This is a genomic window from Novosphingobium sp. (assembly GCF_040398825.1).
GTDB lineage: Bacteria > Pseudomonadota > Alphaproteobacteria > Sphingomonadales > Sphingomonadaceae > Novosphingobium.
Map to the genome: position 1 here is coordinate 191,128 of NZ_JBBATI010000001.1, position 18,407 is coordinate 209,534.

At 65.7% G+C, this 18,407-nt stretch carries 15 protein-coding genes; 5 read left to right on the forward strand and 10 right to left on the reverse strand.

Annotation, left to right across the window (positions count from 1 at the left end):
- A complete protein-coding gene (locus ABWP89_RS00850; RefSeq protein ID WP_353226538.1) occupies nucleotides 1-4,389 on the forward strand; it encodes a chemotaxis protein CheB in 4,389 nt (1,462 codons plus the stop codon).
- A 221-nt stretch (nucleotides 4,390-4,610) separates the two neighbouring features.
- Here ABWP89_RS00850 and ABWP89_RS00855 read toward each other — a convergent pair whose 3' ends face one another.
- The 4 genes from ABWP89_RS00855 to ABWP89_RS00870 form a co-directional block, all read right to left on the reverse strand.
- Nucleotides 4,611-5,174, reverse strand: a complete 564-nt coding sequence (locus ABWP89_RS00855) for a general stress protein (RefSeq protein ID WP_353226539.1) — start codon at nucleotides 5,172-5,174, stop codon at nucleotides 4,611-4,613.
- Between the two features lie 56 nt (nucleotides 5,175-5,230).
- A complete protein-coding gene (locus tag ABWP89_RS00860) occupies nucleotides 5,231-6,610 on the reverse strand; it encodes a glycosyltransferase family 4 protein (RefSeq protein ID WP_353226540.1) in 1,380 nt (459 codons plus the stop codon).
- A complete protein-coding gene (locus ABWP89_RS00865) occupies nucleotides 6,607-6,783 on the reverse strand; it encodes a hypothetical protein (RefSeq protein WP_353226541.1) in 177 nt (58 codons plus the stop codon). The genes ABWP89_RS00860 and ABWP89_RS00865 overlap by 4 nt, the downstream gene beginning before the upstream one ends.
- An 89-nt stretch (nucleotides 6,784-6,872) precedes the next feature.
- A complete protein-coding gene (locus ABWP89_RS00870; RefSeq protein ID WP_353226542.1) occupies nucleotides 6,873-7,472 on the reverse strand; it encodes a lipid-binding SYLF domain-containing protein in 600 nt (199 codons plus the stop codon).
- A 415-nt stretch (nucleotides 7,473-7,887) separates the two neighbouring features.
- On the opposite strand from ABWP89_RS00870, the gene ABWP89_RS00875 reads away from it, so the two are divergent.
- From ABWP89_RS00875 to ABWP89_RS00890, 4 genes are all read left to right on the forward strand, one after another.
- Entirely contained in the window at nucleotides 7,888-9,228 is a 1,341-nt protein-coding gene (locus ABWP89_RS00875) for an NRAMP family divalent metal transporter (protein WP_353226543.1), read from the forward strand.
- Between the two features lie 194 nt (nucleotides 9,229-9,422).
- A complete protein-coding gene (locus ABWP89_RS00880) occupies nucleotides 9,423-9,560 on the forward strand; it encodes a hypothetical protein (RefSeq protein WP_353226544.1) in 138 nt (45 codons plus the stop codon).
- A 12-nt stretch (nucleotides 9,561-9,572) separates the two neighbouring features.
- A complete protein-coding gene (locus ABWP89_RS00885; protein WP_353226545.1) occupies nucleotides 9,573-11,894 on the forward strand; it encodes a glycosyltransferase family 4 protein in 2,322 nt (773 codons plus the stop codon).
- A gap of 7 nt (nucleotides 11,895-11,901) precedes the next feature.
- Complete coding sequence (locus tag ABWP89_RS00890) at nucleotides 11,902-13,212, forward strand: glycoside hydrolase family 130 protein (protein WP_353226546.1); 1,311 nt, start codon at nucleotides 11,902-11,904, stop codon at nucleotides 13,210-13,212.
- A gap of 6 nt (nucleotides 13,213-13,218) precedes the next feature.
- On the opposite strand, the gene ABWP89_RS00895 is transcribed toward ABWP89_RS00890, so the two are convergent.
- The 6 genes from ABWP89_RS00895 to ABWP89_RS00920 form a co-directional block, all read right to left on the reverse strand.
- Complete coding sequence (locus ABWP89_RS00895) at nucleotides 13,219-14,226, reverse strand: hypothetical protein (RefSeq protein WP_353226547.1); 1,008 nt, start codon at nucleotides 14,224-14,226, stop codon at nucleotides 13,219-13,221.
- Between the two features lie 131 nt (nucleotides 14,227-14,357).
- Nucleotides 14,358-14,756 (reverse strand): DUF2946 family protein, encoded by a 399-nt coding sequence (locus ABWP89_RS00900; RefSeq protein ID WP_353226548.1) that lies wholly within the window; start codon nucleotides 14,754-14,756, stop codon nucleotides 14,358-14,360.
- A gap of 59 nt (nucleotides 14,757-14,815) precedes the next feature.
- Nucleotides 14,816-16,210 carry an NAD(P)/FAD-dependent oxidoreductase gene (locus ABWP89_RS00905; protein WP_353226549.1) on the reverse strand — a complete coding sequence of 465 codons (1,395 nt, stop codon included), beginning with the start codon at nucleotides 16,208-16,210 and terminating at the stop codon, nucleotides 14,816-14,818.
- A 20-nt stretch (nucleotides 16,211-16,230) separates the two neighbouring features.
- Nucleotides 16,231-16,956, reverse strand: a complete 726-nt coding sequence (locus tag ABWP89_RS00910; protein ID WP_353226550.1) for an amino acid ABC transporter ATP-binding protein — start codon at nucleotides 16,954-16,956, stop codon at nucleotides 16,231-16,233.
- The gene (locus tag ABWP89_RS00915) at nucleotides 16,953-17,606 is read right to left on the reverse strand and encodes an amino acid ABC transporter permease (RefSeq protein WP_353226551.1); all 654 of its coding nucleotides are present in this window, start codon (nucleotides 17,604-17,606) and stop codon (nucleotides 16,953-16,955) included. The genes ABWP89_RS00910 and ABWP89_RS00915 overlap by 4 nt, the downstream gene beginning before the upstream one ends.
- The gene (locus ABWP89_RS00920; protein WP_353226552.1) at nucleotides 17,603-18,391 is read right to left on the reverse strand and encodes a substrate-binding periplasmic protein; all 789 of its coding nucleotides are present in this window, start codon (nucleotides 18,389-18,391) and stop codon (nucleotides 17,603-17,605) included. The genes ABWP89_RS00915 and ABWP89_RS00920 overlap by 4 nt, the downstream gene beginning before the upstream one ends.
- Nucleotides 18,392-18,407: the final 16 nt, after the last annotated feature.

Consider the following 18,407-nt stretch of genomic DNA (forward strand, 5'->3'; position numbering starts at 1 on the left):
ATGGTGACGGCACCCCTGCCCGCAGACGTTACCCCCGATCCGGCGCAGACCGTGGCCAGCGCGCCCGATACCGGCGCCTTGCCGATTGTTGCCATCGGCGCATCGGCGGGGGGTTTGGAGGCGCTGTCCAAACTGTTTCAGGGCATGCCCGCCAATACCGGTATGGCGTTCATCGTGGTCCAGCATCTGGACCCCACGCACAAAAGCATGATGGCCGATCTGCTGGGCGAACACACCGTGATGCCGGTTGAAGAGGTTGCCGACGGTCGCCGGCTGGAACCTGACCACGTCTATGTGATCGCGCCGGGCAGCTATCTGTCGGTGCGCGCCGGCGCGCTGTCGGTGACCGTGCCCGATCCAAAACGCGGCGCGCGGATGCCGTTTGACGTGCTGTTGCGATCGCTGGCGCAAACCTGCGGGCCACAAACCATTGCGGCGGTGCTGACCGGGACAGGCACGGATGGCAGCGACGGCGTAGTCGCGCTGAAACTGGCCGGCGGCCGTGCGCTGGCGCAATCGCCGGCAGAGGCGGAATTTTCAGGCATGCCGCAATCCGCCATCGATACCGGTCATATCGACAAGGTGCTGACCCTGCAGGACCTGCCGGCCGAACTGGCCGCGTTTACCCCGCAACCATCGCTGCCCGGGCCTGACGCGCCCGGCGACCTGCCTGCGCCCGATCAGGCTGCCGGGCTGGCCGCGATTCTGGATCATCTGTTCGACACCACCGGCCACGATTTCCGTGCCTATAAACCGGGCACGATTACCCGGCGGATCGCCCGGCGGATGGGCCTGCTGGCCATTTCATTGCACAACCTGGGCGACTATCTGGGCCGGCTGCGCGCCGATCCGGGCGAATGCGCGCTGCTGGTCAACGACCTGCTGATCAACGTCACCCGGTTTTTCCGCGATCCAGAGGTGTTCGAAGGGCTGGAAACCGCGATTCTGCCCGATCTGGTCGCCGCGCTGCCGCCCGGACAGGCGCTGCGCGTGTGGGTGGCCGGATGCAGCACCGGTGAAGAGGCCTATTCGATCGCGATGATCTGCAACGAAGCGATCCGCGCCACCCACCGCGATATCAAACTGCAGGTGTTTGCATCGGATATCGACCCCGATGCCATCGCCACGGCCCGCGAAGGGCTATATCCGGCCGATATTGTCGATCAGGTTTCACCTGCACGGCTGGCGCGGCATTTTGTGGCCGAAGAAATGGGGTACCGCGTGCTGCCGGTGCTGCGCGGGCAAGTGGTGTTTTCGGTGCAGGATGTGCTGACCGATCCGCCGTTTTCCCGGCTGAACCTGATCACCTGCCGCAACCTGCTGATTTATCTGAACACTGCTGCGCAGGCCAAAGTGATCGCGCTGTTCCACTTCGCGCTGCGCGCCGGTGGCACGCTGGTGCTGGGATCGGCAGAAACGGTGGGCCAGGGCGAAGGCCGGTTCGAACCCGTACCCGGCGTGGAATGCTGTTACCGCCACGTCGCGCACAGCCGGCTGGGCGAGGCCGGGTTTCCGTTCAGTTTTGATGACAAGCTGCCGCTGCTGGCTGGTGCGCCGCGGTCGGCGCCGCCGGTGCGGCAGGCCAGCCTGGCCGATTTGTGCAGCCGCGCGGTGCTGGCCCGCCATGCCCCGGCGGCAGTGCTGATCAACCGCAAGTTCGAATGGCTGTTTTCGGTCGGGCCGACCAACCGGTTTTTGCAGGTCGCGCCCGGCTATGCCTCGCTCAATCTGCTCGACATGGTCACGCCCGCGCTGCGTACCCGGCTGCGCCACGCGGTCAACCGCGCCACCCGGGCCAACCCGATTGTCGACGGGGGATCTGCGTCGATCAAGCTGGATGGCGCGACGATCCGGTTCGGCATCGATGTGGAATGCCTGATCGAAGCGGGTGAAGACCTGCTGCTGGTGTGTTTTGTCGATCATGCCGATACGGCATCGGCCACACCCGGGCCGGCCCAGGCGGGCGATGCCACGCGGCTGGCCGAACTCGAACGCGAACTGGCCGAGACACAAACGGAATTGCAGACCTCTATCCACGAACGCGACCTGGCCAACCAGGAGCAAAAGGCGATCAATGAAGAGGCGCTGTCGGTCAATGAGGAATTCCAGTCCGCCAATGAAGAATTGCTGACCTCAAAGGAGGAATTGCAGTCGCTGAACGAGGAACTGACCGCGCTGAACAGCCAGTTGCAGGAAACGCTGGAACGCCAGCGGCTGGCGTCGGACGATTTGCAGAACGTGCTGTACAGCACCAATGTCGGCACCATGTTCCTGGATACCGCGCTGCAAATCCGGTTCTTTACCCCGGCGATCAAACCGCTATTCAACGTTATCGGCAGCGACATCGGTCGTCCGCTGGCCGATTTGCGCCCGATTGCCGATGATCCCGGTTTGCTGGCCGATGCGCGCGCGGTGCTGGCCGATGGCGCGACGATCGAATGCGAAGTGCGCGCGCCGGGCGATACCTGGTTTTCCCGCCGCATCTTTCCCTATCGCGCGCACGACAGCCAGGTCAAAGGCGTGGTGATCACCTTTGCCGACATCACCGAACGCAAACGCACAACCGTCGCGCTGGAAAATGCGAAGCTGGAGTCAGAGCGCGCCAATGCCGCCAAATCGCGGTTTCTGGCCGCGGCCAGCCACGATCTGCGCCAGCCGTTGCAAGTGCTGACGCTGCTGAAGGACCGCATCGCGCTGGTGGTGACCGAGGACCGCGCGCAAAACCTGTTCGCCCGGTTTGACCAGACGCTGCATGCCCTGTCGACCATGCTCGACACGTTGCTGAACATCAACCAGATCGAGGCGGGTGCGGTGCATCCACGGCGCGCGGTGTTTGCCATCGCGCAGATGCTGGACCGGTTGCGCCAGGAATTTACCCCGCTGGCGCAAGAACGCGGGCTGACGCTGGATATTCTGCCCTGCCCCGCGCTGGTCGAAACCGATCCGCAGCTGTTGGAACAGATGTTGCGCAACCTGCTGAACAATGCGGTCAAATACACCCAGGCCGGCCGCATCATGCTGGCGTGCCGCCATCGCGGTACCAATCTGCGCATCAAGGTTTATGACACCGGGATCGGCATTGCCGAAGGGCAATTGCACGCCATTTTCGAAGAGTTTCATCAGGTTGAAAATCCTGAACGCGATCGCAGCCGCGGCCTGGGGCTGGGGCTGGCGATCGTACATCGGCTGGGGCGGTTGCTGGGCCATGCGGTTACGGTGACATCGGTGCCGGGCAAGGGATCGACCTTTGCGATTACCGTGCCGTGCCACACCGACGCCGAAACGGACACTGCCGCGGCAGCCGCACCAGCCATGCCTGCGCCAGCCCTGGTCAGCCAGACCGATCATCGCAGCGCGATCGTGGTGGTGGAGGATGATCCCGATCTGCTGGATCTGCTGGTGCAATTGTTGCGCACCCATGGCCACACCATTAGCGCGGCGCGCGACGCGGCCAGCGCGACGGAGCTGATTGCGCATGGTGCGATCCGTCCCGATCTGTTGCTGACCGATTACAATCTGCCGGGCGGTGCGACCGGGGTAAACCTGCTGGCCGCCATCCGCACCACGCTGGGGCGCGACCTGCCCGCGATCGTGCTGACGGGGGACATTTCGACCGAGGCAATTGCCGCGATCACCGGCGCCGGCGGCCTGCAACTGTGCAAACCGGTCGCGGCGCAGGCGCTAATCCTGGCGATTGAACAACTTTGCCCGCCGCCCGGCGCGGTCGCCGCCATCGACACTGCCGCGCGCGAACAGACCGATATGGCCGCCGCCATCGCGCGCACCGCCGGGCTGGTGACCTTTGTCATCGATGATGAACCGCTGGTGCTCGCGTCGATCTGCGACCTGCTGCAGGCGCATGGGCAAACCGTGGCAGATTTCGCCACGGCAGAGTCGTTTCTGGCGGCCTATCACCCCGGGGCAGCGGCGTGCCTGCTGGTCGATGCGCATTTGCCGGGGATGAGCGGGATCGATCTGATGAAAACCCTGCGCGCGCGCGGCGATCATGTGCCGGTGATCATGATCACCGGTGATGGCGATATCGGGCTGGCGGTCGAAGCGATGCGCGCGGGCGCCAGCGAATTCATCGAAAAGCCGGTGGGACAGCACGACCTGCTGCTGGGAATTGCCCGCGCCACCGCCCGGTCACAGGATTTGCGCGTGGTCGACCAGGCCCATGCCGATGCGGCCCGGCGAATTGCCGATCTGACCGAGCGGCAGAAACAGGTGCTCGACCTGGTGCTGGCCGGTCACCCCAGCAAGAACATTGCCGCCGATCTGGGCATCAGCCAGCGCACCGTGGAAAACCACCGCGCCGAAGTGATGCACCGCATGGGCGTCAAATCGATACCCGAACTGGCGCGCAAGGTCCTGCTGGGCGATACTTGATGACTGACGCGCTGCGCGCGACGTCAAACCACCCGCCCCGCCTCGCGTTCCTGGTGCGACGAAAACGATGTTTTCGTCGGGGCCCGACCACCACAGCATGATGGTATCATGGGTGGTCGGCTCCTAGGCAAAGACGCCCCCCGGACGTTTTCATGCTCTTCGTCGCGGGGGGCGGGGCAGGAGGTTTGACTGCACGTCAGTGCGGCTTCATATCGGCCAGGTCAGGCCATGACCGCGGTGTTGGCGGTGGCGGGGTGCAGCCCGTCATAGACATCGACGCGCGACGCGCCGGCGGTTGCCAGGATCTGCCGCGCCATCGCGATGCGATCGGGGGTATCGTGCGCCATCACCAGAAAACTGTCGGCGCTGATCGCGGTTTCATACATCAGCACACTGTTCTGCGGAATGCCCATGCCATACAGCCCGGCCGACAGCGCGCTGACCCCGCCCACTGCCAGCGCCGTTTCCAGCGCGCCGACGACCACCAGGCCAATATGGCCCAGCACCACGACCGGGCCGACCACCGGCACGGTCAGGAACAATCCGCCAAAAAACAGCCCCCACAACCCACCCCAAAACGCACCGCGCGCGCCCCAGAACCGCACCCGGTCACCCTGGTTGTAAAACCCGGTGACATGTTCGTCGGTGTGATAGCCTTTGCCGACAACGCTCAGATGGCTGATGTCGAACCCGGCCAGGCCAAGCTCCCTTACGGCCGCCTCGGCAGCATCGTGGTCGGCAAAGGTGCCGATGGCGGCGGCGGGCATGGTATCTGAATCAGACATGGGAAACCTCTTGGCTGGGGGATGGAACAGGGCGGACAAGCGCCCGGGCGGGTCGATCAGGCATAGCAATCGCGGGGCGATCGTGCGGGCAACTGCCCCACTATCGCCCGGTCACGGGGACCGGACTGGACCATCCGGAACTGGCGGCAGGCGCCAAGGAAGCAATCGACATAGTGTCTGGCAGTCTGGGCCCAGACCGTCGGACGGCTGGCGGCATAGGCCTGGTACGCCATGGCCAGCCGCAGCGGTTCATCCGCCAGCAGCGTCGCGACCGCACGACCCAGTGCGGCCGGATCGCCAAACGGCACCAGCACGCCACTGCCATCGGCCAGCAATTCTGCCGCATGCCAATAGGGCGTGGACACCACCGCCCGGCCCTGCCCATGCGAATAGGCCAGCGCGCCGGAGGTCAATTGCGATACGCAAGGGTAGGGCGTCACATAAATATCGCACGCGGCAATCTGTTCCAGCAGATCGGGCCGGTCGACAAACCGGTTGATGAACAGCACGTGGTGTTCCAGCCCCAGTTCGTGCACCCGTGTCATCAGCGCATCGCGATATGATTCGCCCGCGTGACGCAACAGATGCGGGTGGGTCGCCCCCATCAGCACATACAGCGCGTCGGGCGCGGCGGCGACAATCGCCGGCATGGCCTCAATCATCGCTTCGATGCCCTTGTTCGGGCCGATCAGGCCGAACGTCAGGATCACCTTGCGGCCGGCCAGCCCCAGTTTCCGCTTGGCCCGGTCGGAATTTTCAAACCGCGCGTCGGGAATGCCGTGGGGGATGATGACCACGCGATCGGGATCGGCACCATAGCTGTCGATCAGGATGTCGCGGCCCTTGTTCGCCATGACAACCACCCGGAACGATGCGGCCAGGATCGCGTTCATCACCGACCGCTGCGCGGCATCGGGCTGGTCCAGCACGGTATGCAGCGTGGTGATCAGCGGAACCCGCAAGGCCGCGATCAGCCCCAGCACAAAATCGCCGGCCGGCCCGCCAAAGATGCCGAATTCGTGCTGCAGGCAGACCACGTCAAAGCCGCCGCGGTTGATCGCATCGGCGGCCGCGCGATAGGCGGCGGGATCATTCTGATCGATGGCAAACCGCACCGACGGCGGCCAGGCATAGACCCCGCCCGGATCGCGCATGGCAAAAATCGCGGTTTCGCTGACGTCGGCCGATGCGCCGACCGCGCGTTGCAGATCATCGGTAAAGGTTGCGATGCCGCACCGGCGCGGGGGCGCATTGCCGACAAAGGCGATTCGCAGCCGCGCACCGTGGCCGGCGGCCCGTGCCCGGTCGCCGGACAATGGCGGTGGGCCATGGTCCGTCACCACGGGATCGCCACGGCGCAGCCGCCCATCGGATTTGGCAAGCACGGGCAGCGCACTGCCGGGGGACAGACCGGGGTCACGCGTAAAGGCGATCATCGCACACCTGCCTGGCTGACAATGCCCGCGCCGGCGGCATGCTGAAACCGCGCGATGCGGCCGGCAATCCGGTCCGCGGCCGCCTGGTAGCGGCTGTGCGCCAGCGCGTCGGCCGCCCTGGCGGCGCGCATCAACGCGCATTGCTGCACGAAATAAAGATGATTGAGATCCATGGCTTCAATGCCTCGCGATGGGGGGTGGGCCTTAAAACGCTATGCCTGATGCGGTGCCGGTCGTGCGGCGCAAGCCGCGGCGCAGCCGGTCAGCGCGGATGGATGCGCGTAATCTTGGTCCCCTGCAGCGTCAGGTCGGCCATCAGGCCCTTTTGGTTGAACGGAAAGGCATAAACGTCCTTGGTCAGCGTGGTGGAGTTGGCCTCTGCGCCCGCGCCTTTGTTGATGACGGCCACGCTGGGGCCGGTGCCAATGGCAAATCCGCCGCTTTTGTTCAGGTAGCGCAGAGAGCCATCGTTCATGAAAAACACCACATAACTGAATTTCTGCGCGCCGATCTGCAGCCCCCAGGTGCCGCCGGACAAGTTGTAGTACCCGGCCGTGCGGCCCCCGGTGAACAGCACGCCATTGCCGCTTTCCCCCCCGAACACGATCCCGGCCTTGAAGATCGACGGGAACACCAGGATGCCTTTGGCGTCATGGGCAAACCGGCGCGACCGTGGCTCGGTCTGTTCCAGCTGGCGCAGCGCGGCACGGCCCTGCGCGGTGATCTGCGCCGCAGAGCGCGCCTGTGCCGGCGCGATGGCCCAGGGGCCGGCCAGCGCGGCAACCGCCAGCAGGACGCGCGCGCAACGCGCCAACAGGGTGGCCGTGCGCACTGGCGCGGGCAGGGAAAGGATGCTGGTCATGGGCACAAAACTCCGCTGGCCACGGCCACGTCGCAGGGGACGGGGGCGGCGGCTGATGGTCCGGGGCAGGCCGATCGTGGCTGCCAGGTTTAAGCAGTTCGTGGGCACGGCGCCAAAGCACCAGCGCGAAAGGTAAGCCGACGACCGCGAACGGTCGCCGGCCTACAGTGCGATGCGACGTGATCCTGAACGGGTCATGCCCAGGACAGTCCAGGCCACACGACGCAGGGAAGCGAGGGAGTGTGGCCATATGCATCGATGCACCAAGCTGATGATCGGTACTAACCGGGACCGGCGGGCCGGCAAAGATTCGGAATCTACCCACGACACCGCATCCCGCATGGGCCGGGCATGCTTTCGCGTTGCCTGCACATTACGCTGTCTGCGCAGTGCGTTACCGTCTATGGCCGAACCCATGACCACGGTCGTCCGCCCGCCACACGATGATGATCCGCCACCGCCCACCACCCCGCCAGGGGTCGCGCGGACGGGCCTTTGGCGCAGGCTGCGCAACCATCCGCTGGCGCGGCTGGGCCCGGGGCTGATCACCGGGGTGGCCGACGATGACCCCAGCGGCATCGCAACCTATTCGCAGGCCGGGGCGCAGTTCGGGCTGAACATGCTGTGGACCATGCCGCTGTGTTATCCGCTGATGTCGGCGGTGCAGCTGATGTGCGCGCAGATCGGCCGGGTGACCGGCAAAGGGCTGGCCGCCAATATGCGCGCCGCCTTTCCGCCAATGGTGGTGCGCGGCGTGGTGCTGCTGCTGCTAATCGCCAACACGCTGAACATTGCCGCCGATGTCGCGGCCATGGGCGAGGTGGGCGAACTGGTCAGCGGCATCAACCGCCACGTGATGACCGTGCTGTTTGTGGCACTAACGCTGGGGTTGCAGATCGGCGTGGCCTATCACCGCTATGTCATGGTGCTGAAATGGCTGACCCTGTCGCTGCTGGCCTATGCGGCGGTGCTGTTTACGGTGCAGGTGCCGTGGGGGCAGGTGGCGTTGCGCACGGTGTGGCCGCAATTCACCATCAATGCGCAATCTGCCAGCCTGATCGTGGCGGTGTTTGGCACCACCATCAGCCCCTATCTGTTTTTCTGGCAGGCATCCGAAGAGGTGGAGGATATGCAGCGCAGCCACGCACGGCCGCTGCGCCACGCCGGGCGCGCCATCCGCCGCCGCGAACTGCGCCGGATGGGCTGGGATACCTGGTCGGGCATGGCCTATTCCAACGTGGCCGCCTATTTTGTCATTCTGGCCACCGCCGTCACGCTGCACGCCCGTGGCGTGACCGATATCAACACCGCGGCACAGGCGGCCAGCGCCTTGCGGCCGCTGGCCGGCGATTTTGCCTTTGCGCTGTTTACGGCAGGTTTGCTGGGGGTCGGGCTGATCGGGGTGCCGGTGCTGGCCGGATCGGGCGCCTATGCCGCGGCCGAGGTGATGGGCTGGAACGAAGGGCTGGAACGCGATGTGGGCCAGGCGCGCGGCTTTTATGGCGTGATCGCCATCAGCGTGCTGGCCGGGCTGGCCATCCAGTATTCGCCGATCAGCCCGATGAAGGCGCTGGTGTGGAGCGCCGTGATCAACGGCGTGGTGGCGGTGCCGCTGTTGGCGGTGATCTGCCTGCTGGTGTCGAAAAAATCGGTGATGGGCGATCTGACGTGCGGCCGCTGGCTGGTCGGAACCGGCTGGCTGGCCTGCCTGGTGATGGGGGTCGCGGCGCTGGCGATGTTGCTGCCCGGACCATGATACCGGCGAATTGATGCGGGCCGGCGGCGATTCGGTGGTATCGGTTGCGGACCGCGCGCACTGAGCGCGGGTTTTGCGCGCCACGGGGTACCGCCGGGTTCCGGGCACGCCACGACACCCTTGTTCCCGGACAACCCCCCGGCAGACCCCGCCCGCGGGGCCGACCACTGGCACAGCCCAGAAAGCCCCATGACATGGCCAAATCGCAAAAGCGCAGCACGCGCGAAATCCGCAAGCCCAAGGCCGCCAAGGCAAAGCCGATCAATGCGCTGCCCCCCGGCGAATCGGGCGTGCAGGCCGCCATCCGTACCAACACCAAAGGAAAGGTTTGAGGCGATTACGCCATGAGCCGCATTCCGGCTGAGCCACGCGACCCCGCATCCACCCCTTCGCGCGACCGCGCCACGCCAGGGTTGCGGATTGCCTTTGTCGGCAATGCCCTGCCGCGCCGTTGTGGCATCGCCACGTTTACCACCGATCTCGAACTGGCGGTGCGCCATGTCGACGATGTGGCGCAGACCGCGATCATTGCGATATCCGACCCCGGCGCCGATTATCGCTATGGCCCGCACGTCCGCTGGTCGATCGACCAGGACGATGTAGACAGTTATATTGCCGCGGCCGACTTCATCAACGCGCAAGGCTTTGACGTGGTATGCCTGCAGCACGAATTCGGCATTTTCGGCGGCCCGGCCGGGCGGCATATACTGGGCCTGATCGACCGCCTGCACGCGCCGCTGGTGACCACGCTGCACACCGTGCTCGACCACCCCGGCGATGCGCAACGGGCGGTGATCGACGCCATTCTGGCCGCATCGGCGCAAGTGGTGGTGATGGCGCGCAAGGCGCAGGCGATCCTGATCGATACCTATGGCGCCGATCCGGACACGATCGTGGTGATCCCGCATGGCATCCCCGATCTGCCACTGGTGCCGTCACAGCCGGCCAAACGCGCGCTGGGGTTTGCCGGGCGGCAGGTGATCCTGACCTTTGGCCTGATCAGCCCCAACAAGGGCATCGAAACGATGATCGCGGCGATGCCGGCGATCCTGGCCGAGGCCCCCGATGCGGTTTATGTGGTGATGGGCGCCACACATCCCGCACTGTTGCGCACCGCGGGCGAAGCCTATCGCGACAGCCTGGTGGCACAAGTCCACGCGCTGGGGCTGGATGACCACGTGGTGTTTCTGAACCGCTTTGTCGATCGGCCCGAACTGCTGGAACACATCGCGATGTGCGATGTCTATGTTACGCCCTATCTGACCGAAACACAGATGACATCGGGCACGCTGGCCTATTCGCACGGGCTGGGCCGGCCGGTGGTGGCGACGCCCTATTGGCATGCGGTGGAATTGCTGGTCGATGGATCGGGCGTGCTGGTGCCGTTTTGCGACACTGCTGCGCTGGCCGGCGCCGTGACCGCGCTGCTGGTGGATGATCGCGCACGGCTGGCGATGGGGCGCAAGGCCTATGGCGCCAGCCGGGCGATGACCTGGGCGCGCACCGCGCTGCGCTATCGCGATTGCCTGGCCTTTGCCACCCGCCGCACGGCGCCGGTGCTGCCGGCGCTGGAACTGGGGCATTTCATCGCCATGAGCGATGATACCGGGCTGTTTCAGCATGCCATCTATTCCATCCCCGACCGGTTGCACGGCTATTGCGTGGATGACAATGCCCGCGCGCTGATCGCCTGTTGCAAGATCGGCGGTGACGGGCATGCGCTGTGGGCCAGGGCGATGGCGCCGCGCTTTGCCGCATTCGTACAGCACGCGTGGAACCCCGATGTGGGCATGTTCCGCAATTTCATGGGGTTTGACCGGCGCTGGCTGGAACCCGCCGGATCGCAGGACAGCCATGGCCGCACGCTGTGGTCGCTGGGCGTGTGCGCCGCGTGGAAGGATGATCCGCTGCTGGCGCGCTGGGCGCAGGGGCTGTTTGCGCAAGGATTGGTGCAGGTCGCCGGGTTTACCTCACCGCGCGCCTGGGCCTTTGCGCTGATCGGGCTGGCCGATTATTGCCCCGCGCATCCGCAGGACCGCGAAGCAGCGCGGGTACGGCTGATGCTGGCAGAACGGCTGCACACCTGCCTGACCACCTATGAAAGCGATGACTGGGTGTGGTTCGAAGACCGGCTGAGTTATGACAACGCCCGGCTGTGCGAGGCATTGATCGTATCCGGGGCGGGCCTGGGCGTGAAACATCTGGTCGATGCCGGGCTGCGCGCGCTGCACTGGCTGGTGGCGATGCAAACCGCCCCCAGCGGCCATTTTCGCCCGGTCGGCAGCGAAGGATTTCTGCACGGATCGCGCGCGGCGCCGGCGCATTTCGATCAGCAACCGGTGGAGGCCTGCGCCACCATTGCCGCCTGTCTGGCGGCGCAGGCGGTGGACCATGCAGCGATCTGGCCGATCGAGGCGCACCGGGCGCTGGCGTGGTTTACCGGTTCCAACGATCTGGGCATTCCGCTGGTCGATGTGGCCACCGGCAGCTGCCGCGATGGCCTGCACCCCGATCGTGCCAACGAAAACCGCGGCGCCGAATCCGTGCTGTCCTGGGTGCTGGCGCTGTCCGACATGCGGCGGATCGTGGCCGGTACACCCAGCCGGGGCGGCCCGGTCACCACCCCCACCGCGCGCCTGTTTCCCCAGCCCGACACGCTGAACTGAACCGACGATGCCCGACACGCCGTGTTTTGAACGCCAGCCGCTGAATTTGCGGGCAGACCCGGTGCGTGTGGTGGTGCGCCCGTTTCGCCCGGGCGAAGGGCCGCGCGATCACGATCCGGTCGACAATTCGCGTATCAACCGTCTGGTTGACCGCGTGCTGGCGCTGTCGCCGGCCGATGTGGCAACTGTACTGGCCCGCACGCTGGACAGTTTTGCCGACCGGCACCACGATCTGGCCGAAATGTTTGCCCGGCGGGCGCAGGAAATGGCGCCTGCCTATGCCCACCATAAAGCGCTCTCAGCCGATCAGCGTCTGGTGATCGGCGCCTGTTTTCTGCACGAATACAGCTTTGAGGCGGCCGCGCTGTTCAACCCGAGCATCGTGGCCCACCCTGATCAGACCGGGGTGGCGGCCGGCCATTTGCGTTTTATCCTGTCGTTGCGCGCGGTGGGCGAAGGGCACATTTCATCGCTGACATTCCGGTCGGGCGTGATCGCCGCCGATGGCTCCATCACCATCGATCAGCCCGAACAATGTGCCGTACTGCCAACGGTGACCGCCCGCGCGGGGGACCGGATCGATCTGGCGTTTGACGCGCACAGCGACATTACCGAACGGGTGATCTTTCCGATCACCGCGGCGCAGGCCCACGGTATCGAAGACGCACGGTTTGTGGCCTTTGCCGACCAGGGCGTGACCACCTGGTACGCCACTTATACTGCCTATGATGGCGTGGCCATCCGGTCTGAATTGCTGGAAACGCGCGATTTCGCCACCTTTCGCCTGACCCCGCTGGCGGGCGCGGCGGCGGCCAGCAAAGGCATGGCGCTGTTCCCGCGCAAGATCGCTGGCCGCTATGCGATGATCGCGCGGATCGATAACGAAAACCTGCAGCTGATCTATTCCGACAATCTGCTGGACTGGGGGATGGGCGACCTGTTGCTGGCGCCGATGTACCCGTGGGAATTTGTGCAGATCGGCAATTGCGGTTCGCCGATCGAGCTGGACGAAGGGTGGCTGCTGTTTACCCACGGGGTCGGACCGATGCGCCATTATGCCATTGGCGCGGTGCTGCTGGACAAGCAGGACCCGTCACGCGTGATCGGCCGCGCGCGCGAACCGCTGGTGGAACCGGAAAATTCCGAACGCCAGGGTTATGTGCCCAACGTCGTCTATTCCTGCGGCGCGCTGCGCGTGGGGGACCGGATCGTATTGCCCTATGCCGTCAGCGATGCGTTTTCGACCTTTGCCACGATCCGCATTGATGATCTGGTGGCGATCCTGAAACAGGGAATGGCCGCTCCGGTCCCGGCCTGATAACCGTCAGAACCCGTAATTGACCTGCACCGACAACAGTCTGGGCGCCACCAGCTGCCCCGACGAATCCGCATTGTCCGACGCGCGCGCGGCATTGACATATTGCGCGATCGGAATCGCCAGCTCGGCATAGACCGACAGCTTGCGCGTGACCTGCACGCGCAGGCCGGGCGCCAGCAACAGCCGCTGATAACCGGAATTGAGCGGGTCGGCATTGGCACCGCTGTCGCGTCCACGGGTCGATGCGGTCAGCTGCAGACTGGGCGACAGCGTCGTTTTGCCCGCCGCCAGGTCATAGGCCACGCCCGCCGCGCCGTTGAATTCATTGCCCGGGCGATAGTGATCGCGCGTGGCCACGGCAAAGCGCGCCTGCGCCTGCACGAACCAGCGCGCAGCACCGGCCAGGCGACCGACATGGTATCCGCTGAATTCCACATCGGTGCTGCCGGTGCCGGGCATGGTATCGCGGTCATAGGGCTGGTTGCCGTAACGGTCGGTGGGGCCGGTCACGCGCCCGGTCGGCAGTTTGACGCCCAGACCCAGCCCGGTGGTCATCGCCGGCGAAAATCCGGTATAGGTCACGCGCAGCAGTGCATCGCCCGGCGCGGTCAGCGGCACCGTTTCGATCACGTCCTGGCCATTCGTATCGCTGCCGGTGGTGGTGAACTGCCGATGATAGACCGGCAGTTCGGCCATGATCAGCCAGCGGTGTTTGACCATATAGGTCGCCCCCAGGGTGTAAAAATCGGTGGTGATGCGCTTGTCCGGGTTGTCGTCGGCGCTGGCGGCATGGCCCTGCGCGCGGTTGTCGCGCTGGTCCATCGTGCTGACCCGCGCAAATACGGAAAGGCCGCTGTCGGCATCCTGCGGGGTGATCGCACCGACCCCGACATCGAAAATCCCGCAGCCACAGGCACAGGCGATCGCGCTGGCGGGGGCAAAGGCGGTGCTCAGCGCCAGGCCGCTGGCGAGCATGGGAGTGAAACGGCGGCGAAATGCACAACGGCTGACCATGATCATGGTCCTTTCACGCGATCGGTCCGCACGCCGGGCATCGGCACGACCGATCGTGCGACGGCGCCGCGGGCAAGGACTGAAAAATGGAAAAATGCGCCAACGAGCGGGCGCACAAGATTGCAGGCTGATCAGGCCGGCAACGGTGGCCCGCGCAAGGGTGGCCGCAGATGGGGCAGACGGCGCGCAACCGGCGCAGGCGCAGCGGCCAACCCCAGCGCAATCGCGAAAACCAGCGCCAGCACAAGCTGGATCGGGTCCGCCCCGCCCAGCCCGGCCAGCACCAGGGACGCAAACGGACAGGCCTGATGATCGGGCGCGGCCTTGTCGGAGTGTGGCTGACCCTTCACCGCAATGACCACAGCATGCGCGGCATCGGCATAGCCATCGCAGATCTGCACGGTCAGTATGCGCGAATCGCTGCCGACCATCATGCCGGCCGGCACCAGTGCCTTCATCACCAGCGCAAGCGCCAGCAGGCCAAAGGCCAGCGCGCGGTGGCGCAACAACAGGGCACGCAGGGTGGTCATCGCATCGGGGCCTTAAACCCCACCCCCGGCGCTGTCATCCATTTTGCGCTGGCAACCCATCAGATCGGCGCCAGCGATTTGGCCAGCCGCGCGTCGACCGGCGTGCTGCCATCGCGAAAATCGGCGGCATCGATCCGCGCAAAGGCATTCTGGATATAACGCACGCCGATCCAGCGCAGCGGTTCCACTTCCCACAATGGCCCGGGCGGCCGCATCATCGGCAGATCGGGCACATAGCCGGGCGTGTCGCCGATCAACCCGGCCAGCGCGCGCCCGGCCAGCGCGGCTGTGGCCACGCCGCGCCCGGTATAGCCGAACACCGTGCCCAAACCGGTGTTCGGATCGAAATGCACCGATGGCATGCCATCGCGCGGCACGCCCAGATAGCCGCCCCAGGCATGTGTGACCGGCACGTCGTGCAGTACCGGAAACCAGCTTCGCAGCGTGGCGATGATCGGCTGATAGAGCGCGGGATTGGCCAGCGCGGATTCGGGCATGCGCGATCCCGGCAGATAGGGCGCGCCCCGGCTGCCGAACAGGATGCGGCCATCGCGGGTGCGCGTCAGATAGTCCTTGGTATAGGCCTGGCTGCTAAGGCTTTCATACCCGTCCCACCCGATCGCCGCCCAGGTTGCATCATCCAGCGGCGCGGTGGCGACAATCATCGACGACATCGGCAACACCTGCCGATGCCAGCCGGGCAGGCCGGACAAATAGGCCTCCCCCGCCAGCACCACCCCACGCCGCGCGGTGACCGTGCCATTTGCGGTTTCCAGCATCGCCGGTTGCCCTGGCCGCACGCGGGTGACTGGCGTTCCTTCATAAATGTGTCCGCCGCGGGCCTCGATCGCGCGCGCCAGCCCGCGCACCAGCCGCAGCGGATGGATTGATGCGCCGCTGGCGGTTTTCATGCCCCCCAGCACGCCGGTCACCCGCACATGCGCGGCGGTCGCCGCGGCATCGAGCAGGTGTGTATCGTCGGCCAGCCCCAGCCGCGCATAGCCGGCATAAGTCGCATGCAGCGCCTTCAGCTGTTTGGGCGTGCGCGCGATCCCCAGCAGACCGCCGCGGGTGAAATGGGCGTCGATACCCTCTTCATCGCAAATGCGGGCAATATCGTCGATGATCGCGGTCTGCGCGTGGATGGTGGCGCGTGCTGCATCGGCGCCAAAATGCTTTTCCAGCTCGTCGATCAGCATGGGATAGCGCGGCGAACACCAGCCGCCGTTGCGCCCCGACGCGCCATGCCCGCATATCTGCGATTCGAACACTGCGACCTGCAGGGCCGGATTGGCGCGCAGCAAAAAGTACGCAGTCCACAGCCCCGAAAAACCACCACCCAGAATCGCCACATCGACCGTGGTGTCCCCCGCCAACGCGGGACGCGGGGTCAGATCATCCCCGCAATTGTCGCGCCAGTAGATCGCGCCATGGCGCGTTGTCGTGTCATCCATAGTGCGCCCCCGTTGGCCCCTTATCCACGTTGCAACACCCGCGCCAGAAACTGCGCCGTGCGCGGCTGTTGCGGGTGGGCCAGCACATCACCGGGTGCGCCCTGTTCCAGAATCGCGCCGGCATCGACAAATGCGACGCGGTCCGCCACTTCGCGGGCAAAGCCGATTTCGTGCGTGACGATCAGCATGGTCATGCCTTCATCGGCCAGTTCGCGCATGACTTTCAACACTTCGCCCACGCGTTCGGGATCGAGCGCCGACGTGGGCTCATCAAACAGGATGGCATCGGGGCGCAGCGCCAGCGCGCGGGCAATGCCCACCCGCTGTTGCTGCCCGCCCGACAGCGATTGCGGCGCGCTGTGCGCGTGGTCGGCCATGTCGACCCGCGCCAGCAACTCCATCGCCCGCGCGCGCGCCTCTGCCACCGGTTCGCCATGCACATGCACCGGCGCCTCGATCACGTTGTCGATCACGGTGCGGTGCGGAAACAGGTTGAAGCGTTGAAACACCATCGCCACGCGGCGGCGGATAGCCGGCAGGGTGGCATCGCTGACCACCGTGCCATCGACCGTGATCGTGCCCTGGTCATGCCGTTCCAGCCCGTTGATACAGCGCAGGATGGTCGATTTGCCCGACCCCGAAGCGCCTATCAGGCACAGCACCTGCCCGCGTGCAACATCCAGATCGACCCCGGCCAGCACTTGCCGCGCGCCAAACCGCTTGGTCACCCCGGATAGCGTAATCATGTCAGCCTCCCCCGCTTTTCCAGCGTGCGCACCAGCCACGCCAGCGGCAGGCTGGCAGCCAGGTAAAGCAGCGCCAGCAGCGCATAGACCGAACCGTTCTTGAACGTCGATATCGCCAGCAATTGCCCCGCGCGGGTCAGTTCGGCGATGGTGATGGTCGATGCGATCGACGTGTCTTTCAGCAGCATGACCATGCTGTTGCCCATTGCCGGCAGCGCATGGCGCAGCCCCAGCGGCAGGATCACCCGCCGCCACAGCGTCAGCCGGTTCATCCCCAGCGCCTGTCCCGCCTCGATCAGGCCCTTGTCCACCGCGCCGATCCCGCCACGAATGTTTTCCGCCTGATAGACCGAATAGGCCAGGCCCAGCCCGATCACCCCGGCGGCAAACGGCGGCAGATCCAGGCCCCAGTCGGGCAGCACGAAATAGATGAAGAACAATTGCACGATGATCGGAATCCCGCGCACCACGGTGATCACCCCGCGCGCGATCCACCGCCACGGGGCAAACGCGGCGCGCCCCATTGCCACCCACACCATGCCCAGCACCAGGCTGAGCGCCAGCGCGCACGCCGTCAGTTCCAGCGTGACCAGCAGGCCCTGCAACAGCACCGGCAAAAAGCTGCGCGCATCACCCCAAAATTCGTTCATGCGTGGCTCGGTCCTTCGTCCAGTCCCCAATGATGCAGAATCGGCGCGATCGGCGCCCGCGCCGCACCATCCAGCGCGCGATCGATGTGTGCCATCAACGCGGTGTTCCTACGCCCGATCAGGCACAGCGGTTCTTTGCCCGGCGACCGGAAATCATCGGCCAGCCGCAAATGCCAGCGCGGGCCGACGCGCAGGATCGTGCGCAGGATCGGCTGATCGCCATAGGCGGCATCGATCCGCCCATGCGCCAGATCGCGCAGCATGTCGCCCAACCCCTGATAGGTCACCACGCGGTCAATGCCGGCATCGTGCAACTGGTCGATGAACCGCGTGCCGATCTGCCCGCCGACCCGGCGCCCGCGCAGCGCGGCCAGATCGGGGCACGGCGCAGAATCATCCCCGCGCAGCGCAATGCCCCCGGCATAGGCAAACACTGGCCGCGAAAATCCCACCAGCGCCTCACGCGCGGGGGTGCGCAGCATGGCGGCGGCGATCAGGTCAATACGTCCGGTGGTCAGCGATGGCACCAGCGCGGCAAACGGCACCACCCGGAATTCGGGCACCAGCCCCAGCCCGGTGCACAGCATCGCGGCAATATCGACCATCGCCCCGGTCAACTGGTTGGTGGCCGGATCGACATAGCTGAACGGCACGCCGGTGGGCGAAGCACCGATCACCACCTGGCGCGGATCGCGCAGCGTGCGCGCACAGCCGCCCAGCGCGCCCGCCAGCAGCATGGCCGCGCCGCTGCGCAAGGTGCCGCGCCTGGTGCAGGCATCTGTCAATGTGGTGGCCCCCCAT

What these genes read in the sequence shown, in the direction of transcription:
- ABWP89_RS00850 (WP_353226538.1), top strand. Translation starts at nt 1, where the DNA reads ATGGTGACGGCACCCCTGCCCGCAGACGTTACCCCCGATCCGGCGCAG.
- ABWP89_RS00855 (WP_353226539.1), bottom strand. Translation starts at nt 5,174, where the DNA reads ATGTCTGATTCAGATACCATGCCCGCCGCCGCCATCGGCACCTTTGCC.
- ABWP89_RS00860 (WP_353226540.1), bottom strand. Translation starts at nt 6,610, where the DNA reads ATGATCGCCTTTACGCGTGACCCCGGTCTGTCCCCCGGCAGTGCGCTG.
- ABWP89_RS00865 (WP_353226541.1), bottom strand. Translation starts at nt 6,783, where the DNA reads ATGGATCTCAATCATCTTTATTTCGTGCAGCAATGCGCGTTGATGCGC.
- ABWP89_RS00870 (WP_353226542.1), bottom strand. Translation starts at nt 7,472, where the DNA reads ATGACCAGCATCCTTTCCCTGCCCGCGCCAGTGCGCACGGCCACCCTG.
- ABWP89_RS00875 (WP_353226543.1), top strand. Translation starts at nt 7,888, where the DNA reads ATGACCACGGTCGTCCGCCCGCCACACGATGATGATCCGCCACCGCCC.
- ABWP89_RS00880 (WP_353226544.1), top strand. Translation starts at nt 9,423, where the DNA reads ATGGCCAAATCGCAAAAGCGCAGCACGCGCGAAATCCGCAAGCCCAAG.
- ABWP89_RS00885 (WP_353226545.1), top strand. Translation starts at nt 9,573, where the DNA reads ATGAGCCGCATTCCGGCTGAGCCACGCGACCCCGCATCCACCCCTTCG.
- ABWP89_RS00890 (WP_353226546.1), top strand. Translation starts at nt 11,902, where the DNA reads ATGCCCGACACGCCGTGTTTTGAACGCCAGCCGCTGAATTTGCGGGCA.
- ABWP89_RS00895 (WP_353226547.1), bottom strand. Translation starts at nt 14,226, where the DNA reads ATGGTCAGCCGTTGTGCATTTCGCCGCCGTTTCACTCCCATGCTCGCC.
- ABWP89_RS00900 (WP_353226548.1), bottom strand. Translation starts at nt 14,756, where the DNA reads ATGACCACCCTGCGTGCCCTGTTGTTGCGCCACCGCGCGCTGGCCTTT.
- ABWP89_RS00905 (WP_353226549.1), bottom strand. Translation starts at nt 16,210, where the DNA reads ATGGATGACACGACAACGCGCCATGGCGCGATCTACTGGCGCGACAAT.
- ABWP89_RS00910 (WP_353226550.1), bottom strand. Translation starts at nt 16,956, where the DNA reads ATGATTACGCTATCCGGGGTGACCAAGCGGTTTGGCGCGCGGCAAGTG.
- ABWP89_RS00915 (WP_353226551.1), bottom strand. Translation starts at nt 17,606, where the DNA reads ATGAACGAATTTTGGGGTGATGCGCGCAGCTTTTTGCCGGTGCTGTTG.